Genomic DNA, 14,063 nt, shown 5'->3' on the forward strand with positions numbered 1-14,063 from the left:
CCCCTACATCCGCGCAAGCCGTGCGACCACCCCCGCCAGCTCGAATACCGTTGCCCCCGCATCGAGCGACAGCCGCCGCGCCGCGCCGGCGATTCCCTGCGCCTCTTCGTAGGCATCGAGCGCCACGCGCAGCTCCTCCCCGGCTCGCTGCGGAGCGTGAAGCGCGATAAACTCGGGCGCGCGATCGAGGAACGCCTCATAGCGCGGCTGCGCGGCCTTGGTGGACAGCGCCTTGGCCAGCCGCGCACGCTCTGCATTCGTGCGATCGCCGTTGCGTGCGATCGCGGCGAGCGCGTTATCGATCGCGCCGAGGTCAAGCCCGGCATAGCGCAACGCCCGCCCCGGCGCCCCGGCGCCCGCGCGGATCAGCGCGTCCAGTTCGTCCCCACGCAATTCCGGCGCGCGCGCGCGCAACACTTCACGGACTTCGGCTTCTTCGAGCAGGCCGAAACGCAACATGCGACAGCGCGAGCGGATCGTGGGGAGCAAGCGCCCCGGCGCGTGGCTGATGAGCAGGAAAACCGTGCCCGAGGGTGGCTCCTCCAAGCTCTTGAGCAGCGCATTGGCCCCTTCCCGCTCCAGGTCGTCTATCGCATCGATCACGATCACCCTGCGCGGTCCGAGCGATGGCGTGGTGGCGAACAGCGGTTGAAGCCCGCGCACTTGCGCGATTGTGATGCTGCGCGCCAACCGCGTCTCGCCGCGTTCCTCCTTCGCCAGGCGCGTCAGTTCGCGATAGTCAGGATGCGATCCCGCTTCCAGCAAGGCGCGCGTCTGCTCCCCGCCAGCGTCGCCGGCGGATTGTGCGAGCAGCCGTGCTGCGACCTCTCGCGCGAACGTCCCTTTGCCTACGCCGCGCGGTCCGGTGATAAGCCAGGCGTGATGGAGCGTTCCGCTCGCGATAGCGGCGTCGAATGCCGCGCGCGCCGGGGCGTTGCCGAGCAATGACGTCATGGCAGCAGATCGGCCAGCCCGGCGAGCAATTCGGCCGTTACGACTGCGCGCGGCTGGGTGGCATCGACGCGACGAAAGCGATCGGGCTCCGCCGTGGCGAAGCGATCGAAGGCAGCGGCGACCGCGATATGGAAATCCTCGCCACGCATCGCAAATCGATCCGCAGCCGCGCCATCGCGACCGGCGGCGCGTTGCGCGCCTTCTGCGGGTGGAACCTCAAGCACGAAGGTGCGATCGGGCAACAAACCACGCGAACCAAAGGCATGGAGCGCGAGAACGGCGGCATCGTCGATCCCACCGGCGATGCCCTGATAGGCGCGGCTCGAATCGATATAGCGATCCGAGATCACCCACACGCCCGCGCCGATCGCGGGACGGATCGTCTTTTCGACATGATCCGCGCGCGCGGCGGCGAACAGAAGCGCTTCGGTATGCGGGCTCCAGCGCTGCACGTCGCCTTGCATCAGCAAGCCACGGATCGCCTCCGCGCCCTCGCTGCCGCCCGGCTCACGCGTCACCAGCGTCCGGATGCCGCGCGCCTCCAGCGCGGCAGCCAGCGCGCGCACCTGGGTCGACTTGCCGGCTCCCTCCCCGCCTTCGAGCGAGAGGAAGCGACCGCTCATCCGAACAGGCCGGTGAGGCCGGCCCATGCCCGGCCGAAGAAGCCGGCCTCGCCCACGTCCTTGTCCGCCACCAGCGGCATGGTCTGATCCGGCAGTCCGGGCGAGGTGACGAGGAGATCAGCAATATGATCACCCGCCTTGATCGGCGCCTTGATCGGGCCCTGATAGACGACCTTTGCGTTGAGCACCGGCACCGCGCCGGCGGGCAACGCGACCTTCAGATCGCGCGGCGCGACCAGCCCGACCTTGCTCGAACTGCCAAGCTGCACCTCGGCATCGGCGACCTTGCGGCCTTCCTTCACCACCGGCTTCGCCTGCCATGCGCGGAAGCCCCAATCCATGAAGCGCACCGATTCGCTGACGCGCTGGTTCGAACTCGTCAGCCCTGCGAGCACCATCACCAGTCGGCGGCCGTTCTGATCGGCCGAGCCGGTGAAGCCGTAACCCGCTTCCTCGGTATGGCCGGTCTTGAGGCCATCGGCGCCCTGCACCCGGCCGAGCAGCGGATCGCGGTTGGCCTGGGTGATCGCGGCGCCAGAGCCGAGCGTCTTGCCCCAGGTGAAATCCGGGCGGGAATAGAATTGCTTATAGAGTTTCGGATGCTCGTTGATCGTCGCCGCAGCGAGCTTTGCCAGATCGCGCGCGGTGACATAGGTCACGCCATTATCCGGCCAACCGTTCGAGGTGCCAAAATGGCTGTTGGCGAGGTTAAGGCGCTTGGCCGCCTCGTTCATCCGCTGGACGAATGCGTCCTCGGTCCCAGAAATCCCCTCGGCCAGCACCACGCAGGCGTCATTGCCGGAAAGCGTGACGATGCCATAGAGCAGATTGGCGACCGAAACTTTCTCTCCCGTTGACAGGAACATGGTGGAACCCGCTGCGGGGCCATGCCATTTTTTCCAGGTCTCCGGGCGAACCTCGAACTCCTGATCGAGCTTCAGTTCCCCGCGTTTGATGAGATCGAAGGCGACGTAAACCGTCATCATCTTCGCCATCGACGCCGGGGGCATCCGCCGATCCGCATCCTTTTCATACAGTACCGCGCCGGAGGACAGATCCTCCATGAACGCCACCGGCGCCGGCGTTTCGAACTGCGGCGCGGATGCGGCGGAGGGATAAGCGATCGACAAGGCGATGGCCGGTGCTGCGAGGACGTATGGGATTTTGGACATGACCGATACTCAGGGCTGAACAATGATCGAAGCATCGCCATAGCCGCGCCGGGCGGCGTCGTCACGCGCCCGCTGCGCGACGGCAGCATTGTCATACGGGCCGAGCCGTACTCGATATTTACCGGCATAGGATGCGACACTGCCATCAAGCCGTTCGGCGAGCGCGTTTGCACGCGATTTTCTTGAGAATACCGCTACCTGCACGACATATCTGCTATTCGGACGCACCGCCGAAACCGCGAACGACGAGCGCGGCTGTGGTGTGGCCTGCACCGCCGCGATCGCTTGCAATGCGCTTGTGCCCCGCCCCTGCAAGCGCCCGCGCAACGTGGCGAGTTCGGGGGGTAATGCCTCCGACCTCGTCGAGGCCGGGCGACCGCGTGACAATGCCTCACGATCCTCCGCGCCAACCGCGACGCTGCGCACCCGGACCGCGAGCTTCGAGCCATTACCCATGCCGAGCAGTGTCGCGGCGCCGCGCGATAGATCGATCAGCCGGTTACGCTGGCTCGGCCCGCGATCGTTGACCAGGACGAGGATCGTGCGCCCGCTGTCGAGTGCCGTCACCTCGACATACGAGCCGAGCGGCAATGTGCGGTGCGCGGCGGTGATCGCCGACGGTCTGAACCGCGCGCCGGATGCAGTGCGCGCGCCGGCAAGCTCCTCGCCATACCAGGTGGCAAACCCAACCTCGTCATATTGCGCCACGACCGGCGCGGGGTGCGGCACATCGGCTTTTGCCGGAAACGCGACCGCCAGCGGCAGCGCGAGCAGCCCGGCGCTAGCGCTCAACCGCATCGGCGAGCAGCCCCACGGAGAGTGCGTAGAAGTTCGAACAATTGTAATCGAGGATCACGCGGTAATTGCTGGTCAGCAGATAGGCGGTGTTGCCCGGGCCATCCGGTTCCAGCAGTGTCGCGAGCACGTCGTCGGCCGGCCATGCACCGCTCTGCGGCACGAGGCCCAGCGCGCGCCACTCCGCCATCGTCCGCCATCCGCTATGCCGTTCGAACACGCGCGGGCAGCGCGGCGAGATCAGGCGATTGACCTGCCCGCTACGGTTGTAGCCAGCCGGCACGTTCACCGCGACGCCCCACGGCTGGCGCGGCCGCCAGCCTGCCTGGACGAAATAATTGCCGATCGAGGCCAGCGTGTCGGCCGAACTGTTCCAGATGTCGATCCGCCCGTCACCATCGCCATCACGTGCGAGCCGCAGATAGATGGACGGCAGGAATTGCGGACTGCCGGTCGCACCGGCCCAGCTTCCCTTGAGCTGATCGCGCGACACGCCGCGATCGAGCATCTTCAGCCCCGCGATGAACTCGCCCGAGAACAGATCCCGGCGACGCCCTTCATAAGCCAGCGTCGCCAGACTGCGCAGCAGATCGAAATTGCCGGTATAGCTGCCGTAATTCGTCTCATGCCCCCAGATCGCGACCATGATCGATTCGGGCACCCCGGTCTGCGCCTCGACCGCCGCCAGCCGGCCGCGATTGGCGAGATAGGCGGCGCGACCGCGCGTGATTCGCGCCGAATCGACATGCTGCGCACGATAAGGAGCAAACATCGAGATCGGCCCATTGGGGCTGCCGCCCGGCTGCTGTCGATCAAGCTCCACCACGCGAGCATTGTAGGTGAGCGTCGGCAGCACCGAATCCACCGTCGCGGGCCGCACGCCGGCCGCCAGCGCCTGCGCGCGCAAGGTCGGCAAATAGGCCTGAAACCCCGCTTCATCCTGCGCGACGGCAGGCACGGCGATCGAAGCCGAGGCCAGCGTGGCGATTGCGGCAATGGTGCGAGTGAATATCCCCCTCATGGCCGCCATCTTGCACGGCGAAGGCGGTTTGTGAAACAGCCAGTCATCGCCGGGCTTGCACATACCGTCGCAGCACGCCACAGGGCACGGACTTCGCACCCGGAGAGGTGGCCGAGTGGTTTAAGGCAGCGGTCTTGAAAACCGCCGTGGGTTTACGCTCACCGTGGGTTCGAATCCCACCCTCTCCGCCATCACCTTTTGCGCGAAAGCTCGCGCATCGCGTCGTCCAGGCCGCCAAGCGTCAGCGGGAACATGCGGTCGTTCATCAGTTCACGGATGATCTTGGTCGATTGCGAATAGCCCCATTGCGCCTGCGCAACCGGGTTGAGCCACACCGCCGCCGGATAGGTCGTCGCCAGCCGGTGCATCCACACGGCACCCGATTCCTCGTTGAAATGCTCGACCGAGCCGCCGGGATGAGTGATCTCATATGGGCTCATCGCCGCGTCCCCGACGAAGATCAGTTTATAATCATGCGGGAATTTGTGGAGCACGTCCCATGTCGGGGTGCGTTCGGCGAAACGCCGGCGATTGTCCTTCCACACGCCCTCATAGGGGCAATTGTGGAAATAGAAGAATTCGAGGTTCTTGAACTCGGTGGTCGCCGCGGAGAATAATTCCTCGCACAGCTTGATGAACGGATCCATCGACCCGCCGACATCGAGGAACAGCAGCAATTTCACCGCATTGCGCCGTTCCGCGCGCATGTGGACATCTAGCCAGCCCTGCCGTGCGGTGCCGTCGATCGTCGCATCGATATCGAGTTCGTCAGCCGCGCCTTCCCGCGCGAATTTGCGCAGCCGGCGCAGCGCGATCTTGATATTGCGGGTACCGAGTTCGCGCGTGCTGTCGAGATTCTTGAACTCGCGCTGATCCCATACCTTGAGCGCACGCTTCTGCTTGCTCTCGCCTCCGATCCGCACGCCTTCGGGATTATAACCCGAATTGCCGTAGGGCGAGGTGCCGCCAGTGCCGATCCATTTGTTACCGCCTACGTGGCGTTTTTGCTGCTCTTCCAAACGCTTCTTTAGCGTTTCCATGATCTCGTCCCAAGAGCCGAGCGACTTGATCGCTTCCATCTCCTCGGGCGTGAGATATTTTTCCGCCACCGCCTTGAGCCAATCGGCGGGCACCTCCGCGCCGACCTGCGCGAAGCTGGTCTCGATCCCCTTGAACACCTTGGCGAAGACCTGATCGAAGCGATCGAGCAGGCCCTCGTCCTTCACGTAAACCGCACGGCTGAGGTAATAGAAATCCTCCGGCGTGCGATCGATCACATCCTTGTCGAGCGCCTCGAGCAGCAGCAAATGCTCCTTCATGCTCGCCGGAATGCCGGCGCTGCGCAGTTCATCGAGGAAATTCAGGAACATGCGAAGACTCCGGCATTGGCAAGCGAAAGAGGATACATATTAGCGCCGATCATAGGCCTTGGGCAAAGGGCCCTCAGTCGGGGTGAGATAGCGATCGCGCAATTCGGTCTGGCGCGAACGCATCGGTTGCGGACGACCATCGATCCAGATCACGACCGGCTGGGATTCGAGCTCCAGCGGATCGCCATCCCACAGCACCACATCCGCGCGACGCCCCGGCTTGAGCGAGCCGAGTTCGCCTTCCATCCCAAGCGCAGCGGCTGGGCCGGAGGTGATCGACGCCAGTGCCTGCCCCCAGTCCAGCCCGGTCGCACCGGGAATACGGGTTATCGCGACAAGGTTGCCGGCATATTGGCGGATATTGTGTTCGCCACCCGATGCGCCGGCAGCCGATAGCGCGACCTGCACGCCCGCGGCGCGCATCCGCCCGACGTTCGATTCGGTCGCGGCGAGCGCTTCGAAGCTTTCCGGTAGGTCCGCCAGCGCGGCGGCGACCACCGGCACCCTGGCGGCGGCGATGTCACGCGCGACCATCCAGCCCTCGCTCGCGCCCGTCAGCACCAGCCGGAGCCGGGGATAATCCCGCACCAGACCGAGCACGCTGCGGATGTCGCTGGCGCGCTCGACATGGACAACGAGCGGCATCTGGCCGTCGATTACTTTAAGCAACGCCTCCGCATCGCCGCGCTTGAGCAGCGATGCTTTCTCGCGTCCGCCGAACGTCGCAGGGTTGCGGCGAAAATCCTGCGCCTGCGCCAGTGCGTCGCGGAACATCGCATAGGCCGCGGGGCGGCTACCGCCGGCCTCTCGCGCACCATGTTCGCCCAGTTCGACATATTGGAACGCGCGCGGGCGCGTTACCGCATCCGCATCGTCACCGAGGTCGATCACCGCGCCCTGCCCGGCGAAGATCGATCCGCCGGTGGACGGCGCGATCAGCGCGCGGGTGACGCCGCCAAGCCGCTCGTTGGCGATCTTCACGCCGGCCGGATTGATTGCGGTCGACACGTCGATCGCGGCGGCAAATGGGCTGTTGCGGGCGGAGGTGTCATTACTCTCCTCCACCCCGCCCGCGTCCTGCAGCCCGAGATCGGTGAAGCCGGCGATCAGCCCGGGCGCGACCCATTTGCCGCGCGCGTCGATCACCTCCGCCCCTGCCGGCACCGCGACATTGCTACCTGCGGCGACGATCCGGCCGTCGCGAAACACGACGATGCCATTCTGGATCGGTGCGCTGCCGTCACCAAGCGCAACCGTGCCGCCGGTAACAGCGATCGTTTGCGCGAGCGCCGGCGTTGCGATCATTGCGACGGCGGAAAGAAGAAGAGCGCGGATCATTTCACGTCTCCCGCGCCAGGCTGACCGAGTTCGAAATCGCTGATCGGCCGTCGCTTCGGATCATTGGCATCATAGAGCAACGCGCCATCGACCCACACCTTCTCCGGCCGGGTGTAAACGCTGAACGGGTTGCCGTTCCACAATACGACATCGGCCATCTTGCCGGCCTTCAGGCTGCCGGTGCGATCATCGATCCCCAGCGCCTTGGCCGGATTGAGCGACAGCCATTTCCACGCCACGGCATCCGGGATGTCCACCCCCGCGCGGCGCCCGGACGAAAGTGCCTTCGCGACTTCCTGATTAAGCCGCTGGATGCCGTTCTGATCGTCCGAATGGATCATCGCGCATGCACCGGCCTTTTCGAGCAGCGCGAGATTGGCGCCGATCCCATCATAGCTTTCCATCTTGAAGCCATACCAATCCGCCCACACTGCCGCGCAGGTGCCGCTGGCCTTCAGCAGATCGGCGATCTTGTACGCCTCAACCGCATGGTGGAAGGCGGTGACCTTATAGCCGAACTCCTTGGCCATATCGAGGACGATGGCCATCTCGTCGGCGCGATAGCAATGGTTTTGCACGCGGATTTCGCCTGCGAGAACGCCGCGCAACGTATCCATCGCGATATCGCGATCAGGCGGATCGCCGCCGTCGCGCTCATATTTGTCCCACTTGCGCTTATACGTCTGCGCCTTGGCCCAGGTGGCGCGATCGACCGCGATATTGCCCATCCGCGTCGAGGGCTCGCGGCCCTTCGCACCATAGACACGCTTGGGATTTTCGCCGCACGCCATCTTCAGGCCATAGCCTGCGCCGGGGAATTTCATGCCCTGCACGGTGCGGGAATAAACGTTTTTCAGTACAACCGAGCGACCGCCGAACAGATTGGCCGAACCGGGCAGGATCTGCAGCGTCGTCACCCCGCCATTGGCGAGCGCGCGGCTGAAACCGGGATCCTGCGGCCAGACACTGTGTTCCGCCCACACATCCGCCGTAACCGGCGAGGTCGCCTCGTTACCGTCGGACAGCGCGCGCACGCCGGGGCTGGGATAGTCGCCAAGATGGCTGTGGATGTCGATCACGCCCGGCGTGATCCACTTGCCCTGCCCATCGATCACCCGCGCATTCGCCGGCGCATCGAGCGTCTGACCGACCGCGACGATCTTGCCGTCCGCGAACACCACCGAGCCATTGTCGATCCGGCCGCCCTCGCCATCGAATATCGTGACGTTGCGCACCAATGTCGGCACGCCGGGATAGGCGTGATAGGTCGAAGGGAACGGATCGCGCGAATAGGGTTTGGCTGGCGTGCTCGATTTCGGCGCCGTGCTTGAAGCGGTCTTCGGCCGCTCCCCGTTCGCGCCACATGCGACGAGCGACAACGCCATCGCCGCCCCGCCCAACAGGCGCACGCTCCCCATTTGAGCCGTGATTCCCATGAGACCCCTCTTCTCCCGATATGGCGGAACTGATGGGCCGGGCGTTTTGCAAAGACAAGGGTGCGATCGGGTGGCCCGCCATAACATTTGTCATGTTCCGCTTGTCCGTCGCTATCGCTCGTTATACCGGTGTGACAAATTTCGCAGGAGAGACATACCGTGAGCACCCCGCCCCTTGCCGGCATCCGCGTCGTAGAATTCGCCGGGATCGGCCCCGGTCCGTTCACCGGGATGATGCTCGCGGATCATGGCGCGGAGGTGATCCGCATTGATCGCCCAACGCGCGGCGGCGGCCTATCGATCGACAACAAGGATTCGTTGCTCCGCAACCGCAAGTCAATCGGGCTCGATCTCAAGAATCCGAAATCGATCGAGGCAGTGCGCAAGATCGTCAAATCGGCCGATGCGCTCATCGAAGGCTTCCGCCCCGGGGTGATGGAGCGGTTGGGGCTTGGCCCAGACGTGCTGCTCGCCGACAATCCGAAGCTCGTCTATGGCCGCATGACTGGCTGGGGACAAACGGGGCCGATGGCGCCGGAACCGGGGCATGACATCAATTACATCGCCATTTCCGGGGTGCTCCATGCGCTGGGCCGAGAAGGCGAAAAGCCCACCCCGCCGATCAACCTGGCGGGCGATTTCGGTGGGGGCGGCATGTTCCTCGCATTCGGGCTGCTCGCGGCCCTGCTCCACGCCCAGCGCACCGGCGAGGGGCAAGTGGTCGATGCGGCGATGACCGACGGATCGGCGGTGCTGATGTCGATGATGTGGTCATTCCGCGCAATGGGGCGGTGGAGCGACGCGCGCGGCACCAATTTGCTCGATACCGCCGCACATTTCTATGACACGTATGAGACGAAGGATGGCAAGTTCATCTCGCTCGGCGCGATCGAATCGCAGTTCTACGCCGAATTCCGGGCGGTCATGGGCTTGTCTGACGACAAATGGGCAGCGCAGATGGACCCGCGCCAGTGGCCGGCACTGAAGGCCGAGCTGACCGAGTTGTTCAAGACAAAGACCCGCGACGAATGGGTCGCCGCGTTCAAGGGCCATGACGTGTGCTTCGCCCCGGTGCTCGGCTTCGACGAGGCATGGGACGACCCGCACAATCGCGCGCGCGGAACCTTTGTCGAGGCGGGTGGCGTGCGCCAGCCGGCCCCGGCGCCACGCTATTCCAGCAGCCCTACCGTCGCGCCGGTGATGGCGGGCGAACGCAACGATGCGGCGGTGCTGCGCGAACTAGGTTTCGACGACGCGGAGGTTGCTGCGCTCGGCTTGTAAGCCGGGCGCCCGCCCCTCACGCCTCGGCAAGTTCCGGGGCGGGGCGGCGGGCGTAGATGCCATATCCCAGGATCACGGCGTAGCAGAGCGCGGGCAGCAGCAGGGCGAAATGCAGGCTCCCGCTCAGATCCGCCAGATAGCCGGTGAGCGGCGGGATCACCGCGCCCCCGACGATCGCGGTGGCGATCACGCCCGAGCCTTCGGCGGCGCGCGGCCCCAGCCCCTCGCTCGCCAGGCTGAAGATCGTCGGGAACATGATCGAGTTCATCAGTCCGATCGCCAGCAGCGTCCAGGCGGAAACCATGCCAGCGGTATTGGCAGAAATCAGGATGAGCCCAATGGCGCCCGTCGCGACACACGCCAGCACCTTGCCCGGCGATACCCGCGACAGCACATAGGCGCCGATGAAGCGCCCGATCAGCGCGCCGCCCCAATAGAATGGTACGTGCTTGCCTGCCGCCTGATCGGCCAGCCCGAGCACGCCCGGCTCCATCAGATAGCTGACGATCAGCGAACCGATCGACACCTCCGCGCCGACATAAAGAAAAATGCACAGGGCACCCATGCCGAAGCGGGGACGAGCGAGCAGATCGAATGCCTTCAGGATGTTACCGTGCGACTGTTCTTCCTTCAGCCGGTTGCGTCGGGACCAGACGACTGCTGCGACCACCGCCAACGCTGCGGCAAGGCAGAGATAAGTCACCACCACCACATGCGTTTCCTGCGCACGGTATGTATCCAGCGCGGCCCCGGACAGCGTCTTGACGTCAACCTTGGCAAGACTGCCGAGGATCACGATCGAGCCGATGAACGGAAAGATCGTCGTGCCGAGCGAATTGAATGCTTGCGCGAAAGTCAGCCGGCTGTGCGCGGTGCGCGGCGCCCCAAGCAGCGAGATCAGCGGATTGGCGACCACCTGTACGATCGTGATCCCGCTCGCGAGGACGAACAGCGCAAACAGGAACAGCCCGAATTTCGCCGAGGATGAGGCCGGCACGAACAATAGGCACCCCGCCATCATCGTGACGAGGCCGATCGAGGCGGTGCGCATATAGCCGGCGCGCCGGACGATCGCAGCCGCCGGGATCGACATAATCGCATAAGCCGCGAAAAAGGCGGACTGAACCAGCAGCGCTTCCGCATAGTTCAGCGTGAACAGCTCTTTCAGCTTCGGGATGATCACATCGTTGAGGCTGGTGATCCCGCCAAAGATGAAGAACAGCGCGAATACGAATATGCGCAGATCGGGAGCGTCATAGCCGTGGGCGGCGTCGCCGCTGGCAGCGTTTGAGCTGGTATCGACGTGCATGCGATCTCCCCCTTGTCCGGCCGGCCTTGCCCCGCTCGAACGGCCGCAGAGAGACCATTGTCGCGATATTTGCAAGCAATCTTGCTCGTAAATCTATCGAGCCTGGCAAATTATCATGCTCGATCCGGCTTGGCGCATCGCGTTCGTTTCGCCTAATCGTGAGCCATGGCTCGCCTGACGGTCAATAACGAAGCGATCGAATATCGCATGGATCCACAGACGCCGCTGCTGTGGGCGCTGCGCGACGCATCGAACCTAACGGGCACAAAATACGGTTGCGGAACAGGCAGTTGCGGCGCCTGTATTGTCGATGTCGATGGCAAAGCGGTGAAATCCTGCCGCATGACGATCGGCGAAGCCGAAGGCACATTCGTCACCACGATCGAGGGGCTGTCTCGCGAGCGTACCCATCCTATCCAGCTCGCGCTGATTGATGCGAATGTTCCGCAATGCGGCTATTGCATCCCCGGAGTGGTGATGGCGGCAGCGATCCTGATCAAGCGCGATCGCATGCCCAGCGACGAGGCGATCGCGGCGGCAATCACCAATATCTGTCGCTGCGGCATCTATCCCAGGCTGATCGAAGCGATCCAGCGCGCGGCGCGAGCAGTCCGGGGCGACGAAACGCTTCCGGCGGGCGCGCGTACCGGCATCGATCCGCACGATGCCGCGCGGGTCGTTCCCGCGCTTGACCCGCAGCCAGCCGGCAACCACTGAATTGCCCCGACGCTATCGTCCCAAACTGGGGGCGTCATGTGCGCTGTAAGCGTATTGCCCGAACCATACACTTCGCGCTAAAGCTGCTCGTCGGAAGCCTCGCGTTCGGAGGCGCTGGAGTTGCGACATAAGATGCACCTGGTGCGCGGGGCGTGGAAACTGCTGGTCGGCATCAAGGACGCGCTGGTGCTCGTCGCGATGCTGCTGTTCTTCGGCGCGCTGTTCGCCGCGCTCAACAGTCGCCCGACTCCGCGACGACGGTGAAGGACGGCGCGCTCGTCCTCGATCTCGACGGCCCGATCGTCGAGCAGCCCGAGGAAATGTCTCGGCATCTCGGCGCATGCTCAGCGGCGCAGAAAGCGTCGCACCGCCAATACCGCCTGCGCGATGTGGTCCGCGCGATCGACGACGGCCAAGGACGATTCAGCCGCGTCAAGGCGATCGTCCTCGATCTCGATCGCTTCGGCGGCGCCTATCCCGCCACGCTCGGCGAGGTCGCCGACGCGCTGCTGCGCGCGCGCAACTCGGGCAAGCCCGTGCTCGCCTTCGCCACCGGCTATACCGACGGCGGCTATCGCCTCGCTGCGACCGCCAGCGAAGTGTGGATGGACCCGATGGGCGGCACCGTCTTCGCCGGCCCGGGTGGCAGCCAGCTCTATTACAAGGGGTTGATCGACAAGCTCGGCGTCAACGCGCACGTCTATCGTGTCGGCAAATACAAATCCTTCGTCGAGCCCTACACCCGCACCGATCAGAGCCCGGAGGCCAAGGAAGCGGCCACCGTTCTGCAGAATGGTTTGTTCGATCAGTGGAAGGAAGCGATCACCCGCGCCCGGCCGAAGGCGCAGATCGCGGACTGGCTAACCAGCCCCGACAAGGTGGTGCAAGCCGCGCAGGGCGATATCGCGAAAGCCAACCTCGCCTCTGGCATCGTCGACAAGCTCGGAGACCGGGTGTCGTTCGGCCGCCGCGTTGCGCAGATCGCTGGCGGGGATGACGCTAAACCGGCGGGCTGGTTCAAATCGATCGATTATGACGCATGGAGCGATGCGCATCCGCTGCCCAAGAGCGGCGAGATCGGCATCGTGACCGTGGCCGGCGATATCGTGGACGGCAAGGCCGGCCCCGGCACCGCCGGCGGCGATACGATCGCGAAGTTCATCTATGACGGCCTCGCCAAAAAGACGCTGAAGGCGCTTGTCCTGCGCGTCGATTCGCCGGGTGGGTCGGTCACCGCATCCGAACGCATCCGTCTTGCACTGGTGGAGGCCAAGCGGCAGGGCTTGCCCGTGGTCGTTTCGATGGGTGGCGTGGCGGCGTCTGGCGGTTTCTGGGTATCGACGCCGGGCGATGTGATCTTCGCGGAACCCTCGACGATCACCGGATCGATCGGCATCTTCGGCATCATTCCGACGTTCGAAAATACGCTCGCCAAGATCGGCGTGACGACCGATGGCGTGCGGACCACCCCGCTTTCCGGTCAGCCAGATGTGTTCGGCGGCACCAATCCTGCAACCGACGCGGTATTCCAGTCCGCGATCGAGCATGGTTATGCGCAATTCCTCGCCCGCGTCTCGCAATCGCGCAAGATGCCGGTGGCGAAGGTGGATGAGATCGCGCAGGGCCGCGTGTGGATCGGCGGCACCGCGCGACAGCTTGGGCTGGTCGATCGGTTCGGCACGCTGAACGACGCAGTGGCCGAGGCCGCCAAACGCGCGAAGCTTGATCCGGCGACTGTGAAGGTCGCCTATCTGGAAAAGAAGCCCGGTTGGGGCGCCGAACTCGCGCGACAGATCGGTCGCGATAACAACGACGATAATGCGGCGCCGACCGATGCGCTCGCGCGGATCGCCTGGGAGCAACGCGCGTTGATGTCTCGTGCGATCGGCGACGTGAAGCGGCTGGCAATGGGTGGCGGCGTGCAGGCGGCGTGCCTCGAATGCGGCGGTTTCGGCCCACCGCCCCAGCCCCTGCCGACGCGCGGTTGTTAGACGTATTGTTGGCCCGCGTCGGCCTGTAATTCATCGCTTGGCCTTGTTGCGAGTCA

Annotated in this window: 11 protein-coding genes, 1 tRNA gene and 1 pseudogene; 4 read left to right on the forward strand and 9 right to left on the reverse strand. The window is 64.7% G+C overall.

Annotation, left to right across the window (positions count from 1 at the left end):
- Nucleotides 1-3 precede the first annotated feature (3 nt).
- From P0Y64_15605 to P0Y64_15625, 5 genes are read right to left on the reverse strand one after another with little or no spacing between them, the layout of a single operon-like run.
- Nucleotides 4-954 (reverse strand): AAA family ATPase, encoded by a 951-nt coding sequence (locus P0Y64_15605; protein WEK42770.1) that lies wholly within the window; start codon nt 952-954, stop codon nt 4-6.
- Nucleotides 951-1,577: a dTMP kinase gene (gene tmk, locus P0Y64_15610; GenBank protein WEK42771.1), complete on the reverse strand. Its 627-nt coding sequence runs from the start codon at nt 1,575-1,577 to the stop codon at nt 951-953. Before tmk ends, P0Y64_15605 begins: the two co-directional genes overlap by 4 nt.
- Complete coding sequence (locus P0Y64_15615; GenBank protein ID WEK42772.1) at nt 1,574-2,749, reverse strand: D-alanyl-D-alanine carboxypeptidase; 1,176 nt, start codon at nt 2,747-2,749, stop codon at nt 1,574-1,576. Before P0Y64_15615 ends, tmk begins: the two co-directional genes overlap by 4 nt.
- A 9-nt stretch (nt 2,750-2,758) precedes the next feature.
- Nucleotides 2,759-3,547, reverse strand: a complete 789-nt coding sequence (locus tag P0Y64_15620) for a septal ring lytic transglycosylase RlpA family protein (protein ID WEK42773.1) — start codon at nt 3,545-3,547, stop codon at nt 2,759-2,761.
- Complete coding sequence (locus tag P0Y64_15625) at nt 3,531-4,565, reverse strand: lytic murein transglycosylase (GenBank protein ID WEK42774.1); 1,035 nt, start codon at nt 4,563-4,565, stop codon at nt 3,531-3,533. The genes P0Y64_15620 and P0Y64_15625 overlap by 17 nt, the downstream gene beginning before the upstream one ends.
- Nucleotides 4,566-4,666: 101 nt before the next feature.
- Here P0Y64_15625 and P0Y64_15630 point away from each other — a divergent pair.
- Nucleotides 4,667-4,756: transfer RNA gene (locus P0Y64_15630), tRNA-Ser, on the forward strand.
- On the opposite strand, the gene P0Y64_15635 is transcribed toward P0Y64_15630, so the two are convergent.
- Genes P0Y64_15635 through P0Y64_15645 form a run of 3 tightly spaced genes read right to left on the reverse strand, consistent with a single transcriptional unit; the run spans nt 4,757 to nt 8,709 of the window.
- The gene (locus tag P0Y64_15635; protein ID WEK42775.1) at nt 4,757-5,935 is read right to left on the reverse strand and encodes a VWA domain-containing protein; all 1,179 of its coding nucleotides are present in this window, start codon (nt 5,933-5,935) and stop codon (nt 4,757-4,759) included.
- A 39-nt stretch (nt 5,936-5,974) separates the two neighbouring features.
- The gene (locus tag P0Y64_15640; protein WEK42776.1) at nt 5,975-7,273 is read right to left on the reverse strand and encodes an amidohydrolase family protein; all 1,299 of its coding nucleotides are present in this window, start codon (nt 7,271-7,273) and stop codon (nt 5,975-5,977) included.
- A complete protein-coding gene (locus P0Y64_15645) occupies nt 7,270-8,709 on the reverse strand; it encodes an amidohydrolase (GenBank protein ID WEK42777.1) in 1,440 nt (479 codons plus the stop codon). The genes P0Y64_15640 and P0Y64_15645 overlap by 4 nt, the downstream gene beginning before the upstream one ends.
- A gap of 159 nt (nt 8,710-8,868) precedes the next feature.
- Between P0Y64_15645 and P0Y64_15650 the strand changes: the two genes are divergently transcribed.
- Nucleotides 8,869-9,990, forward strand: a complete 1,122-nt coding sequence (locus P0Y64_15650; GenBank protein WEK42778.1) for a CaiB/BaiF CoA-transferase family protein — start codon at nt 8,869-8,871, stop codon at nt 9,988-9,990.
- A 16-nt stretch (nt 9,991-10,006) separates the two neighbouring features.
- Here P0Y64_15650 and P0Y64_15655 read toward each other — a convergent pair whose 3' ends face one another.
- Nucleotides 10,007-11,299: a sugar MFS transporter gene (locus tag P0Y64_15655; GenBank protein ID WEK42779.1), complete on the reverse strand. Its 1,293-nt coding sequence runs from the start codon at nt 11,297-11,299 to the stop codon at nt 10,007-10,009.
- A gap of 165 nt (nt 11,300-11,464) precedes the next feature.
- Here P0Y64_15655 and P0Y64_15660 point away from each other — a divergent pair, with 165 nt between their 5' ends.
- Together P0Y64_15660 and sppA are read left to right on the forward strand one after the other, a co-directional pair.
- Nucleotides 11,465-12,016, forward strand: coding sequence for a (2Fe-2S)-binding protein (locus tag P0Y64_15660; GenBank protein WEK42780.1), 552 nt, complete (start codon nt 11,465-11,467; stop codon nt 12,014-12,016).
- Nucleotides 12,017-12,148: 132 nt separating this feature from the next.
- Nucleotides 12,149-14,036, forward strand: a pseudogene (sppA, locus tag P0Y64_15665) (signal peptide peptidase SppA).
- Nucleotides 14,037-14,063 lie beyond the last annotated feature (27 nt).

Origin of the sequence: Candidatus Sphingomonas colombiensis, from assembly GCA_029202845.1 — a bacterium.
GTDB lineage: Bacteria > Pseudomonadota > Alphaproteobacteria > Sphingomonadales > Sphingomonadaceae > Sphingomonas > Sphingomonas colombiensis.

What these genes read in the sequence shown, in the direction of transcription:
- P0Y64_15605 (WEK42770.1), bottom strand. Translation starts at nt 954, where the DNA reads ATGACGTCATTGCTCGGCAACGCCCCGGCGCGCGCGGCATTCGACGCC.
- tmk (WEK42771.1), bottom strand. Translation starts at nt 1,577, where the DNA reads ATGAGCGGTCGCTTCCTCTCGCTCGAAGGCGGGGAGGGAGCCGGCAAG.
- P0Y64_15615 (WEK42772.1), bottom strand. Translation starts at nt 2,749, where the DNA reads ATGTCCAAAATCCCATACGTCCTCGCAGCACCGGCCATCGCCTTGTCG.
- P0Y64_15620 (WEK42773.1), bottom strand. Translation starts at nt 3,547, where the DNA reads ATGCGGTTGAGCGCTAGCGCCGGGCTGCTCGCGCTGCCGCTGGCGGTC.
- P0Y64_15625 (WEK42774.1), bottom strand. Translation starts at nt 4,565, where the DNA reads ATGAGGGGGATATTCACTCGCACCATTGCCGCAATCGCCACGCTGGCC.
- P0Y64_15635 (WEK42775.1), bottom strand. Translation starts at nt 5,935, where the DNA reads ATGTTCCTGAATTTCCTCGATGAACTGCGCAGCGCCGGCATTCCGGCG.
- P0Y64_15640 (WEK42776.1), bottom strand. Translation starts at nt 7,273, where the DNA reads ATGATCCGCGCTCTTCTTCTTTCCGCCGTCGCAATGATCGCAACGCCG.
- P0Y64_15645 (WEK42777.1), bottom strand. Translation starts at nt 8,709, where the DNA reads ATGGGAATCACGGCTCAAATGGGGAGCGTGCGCCTGTTGGGCGGGGCG.
- P0Y64_15655 (WEK42779.1), bottom strand. Translation starts at nt 11,299, where the DNA reads ATGCACGTCGATACCAGCTCAAACGCTGCCAGCGGCGACGCCGCCCAC.
- P0Y64_15660 (WEK42780.1), top strand. Translation starts at nt 11,465, where the DNA reads ATGGCTCGCCTGACGGTCAATAACGAAGCGATCGAATATCGCATGGAT.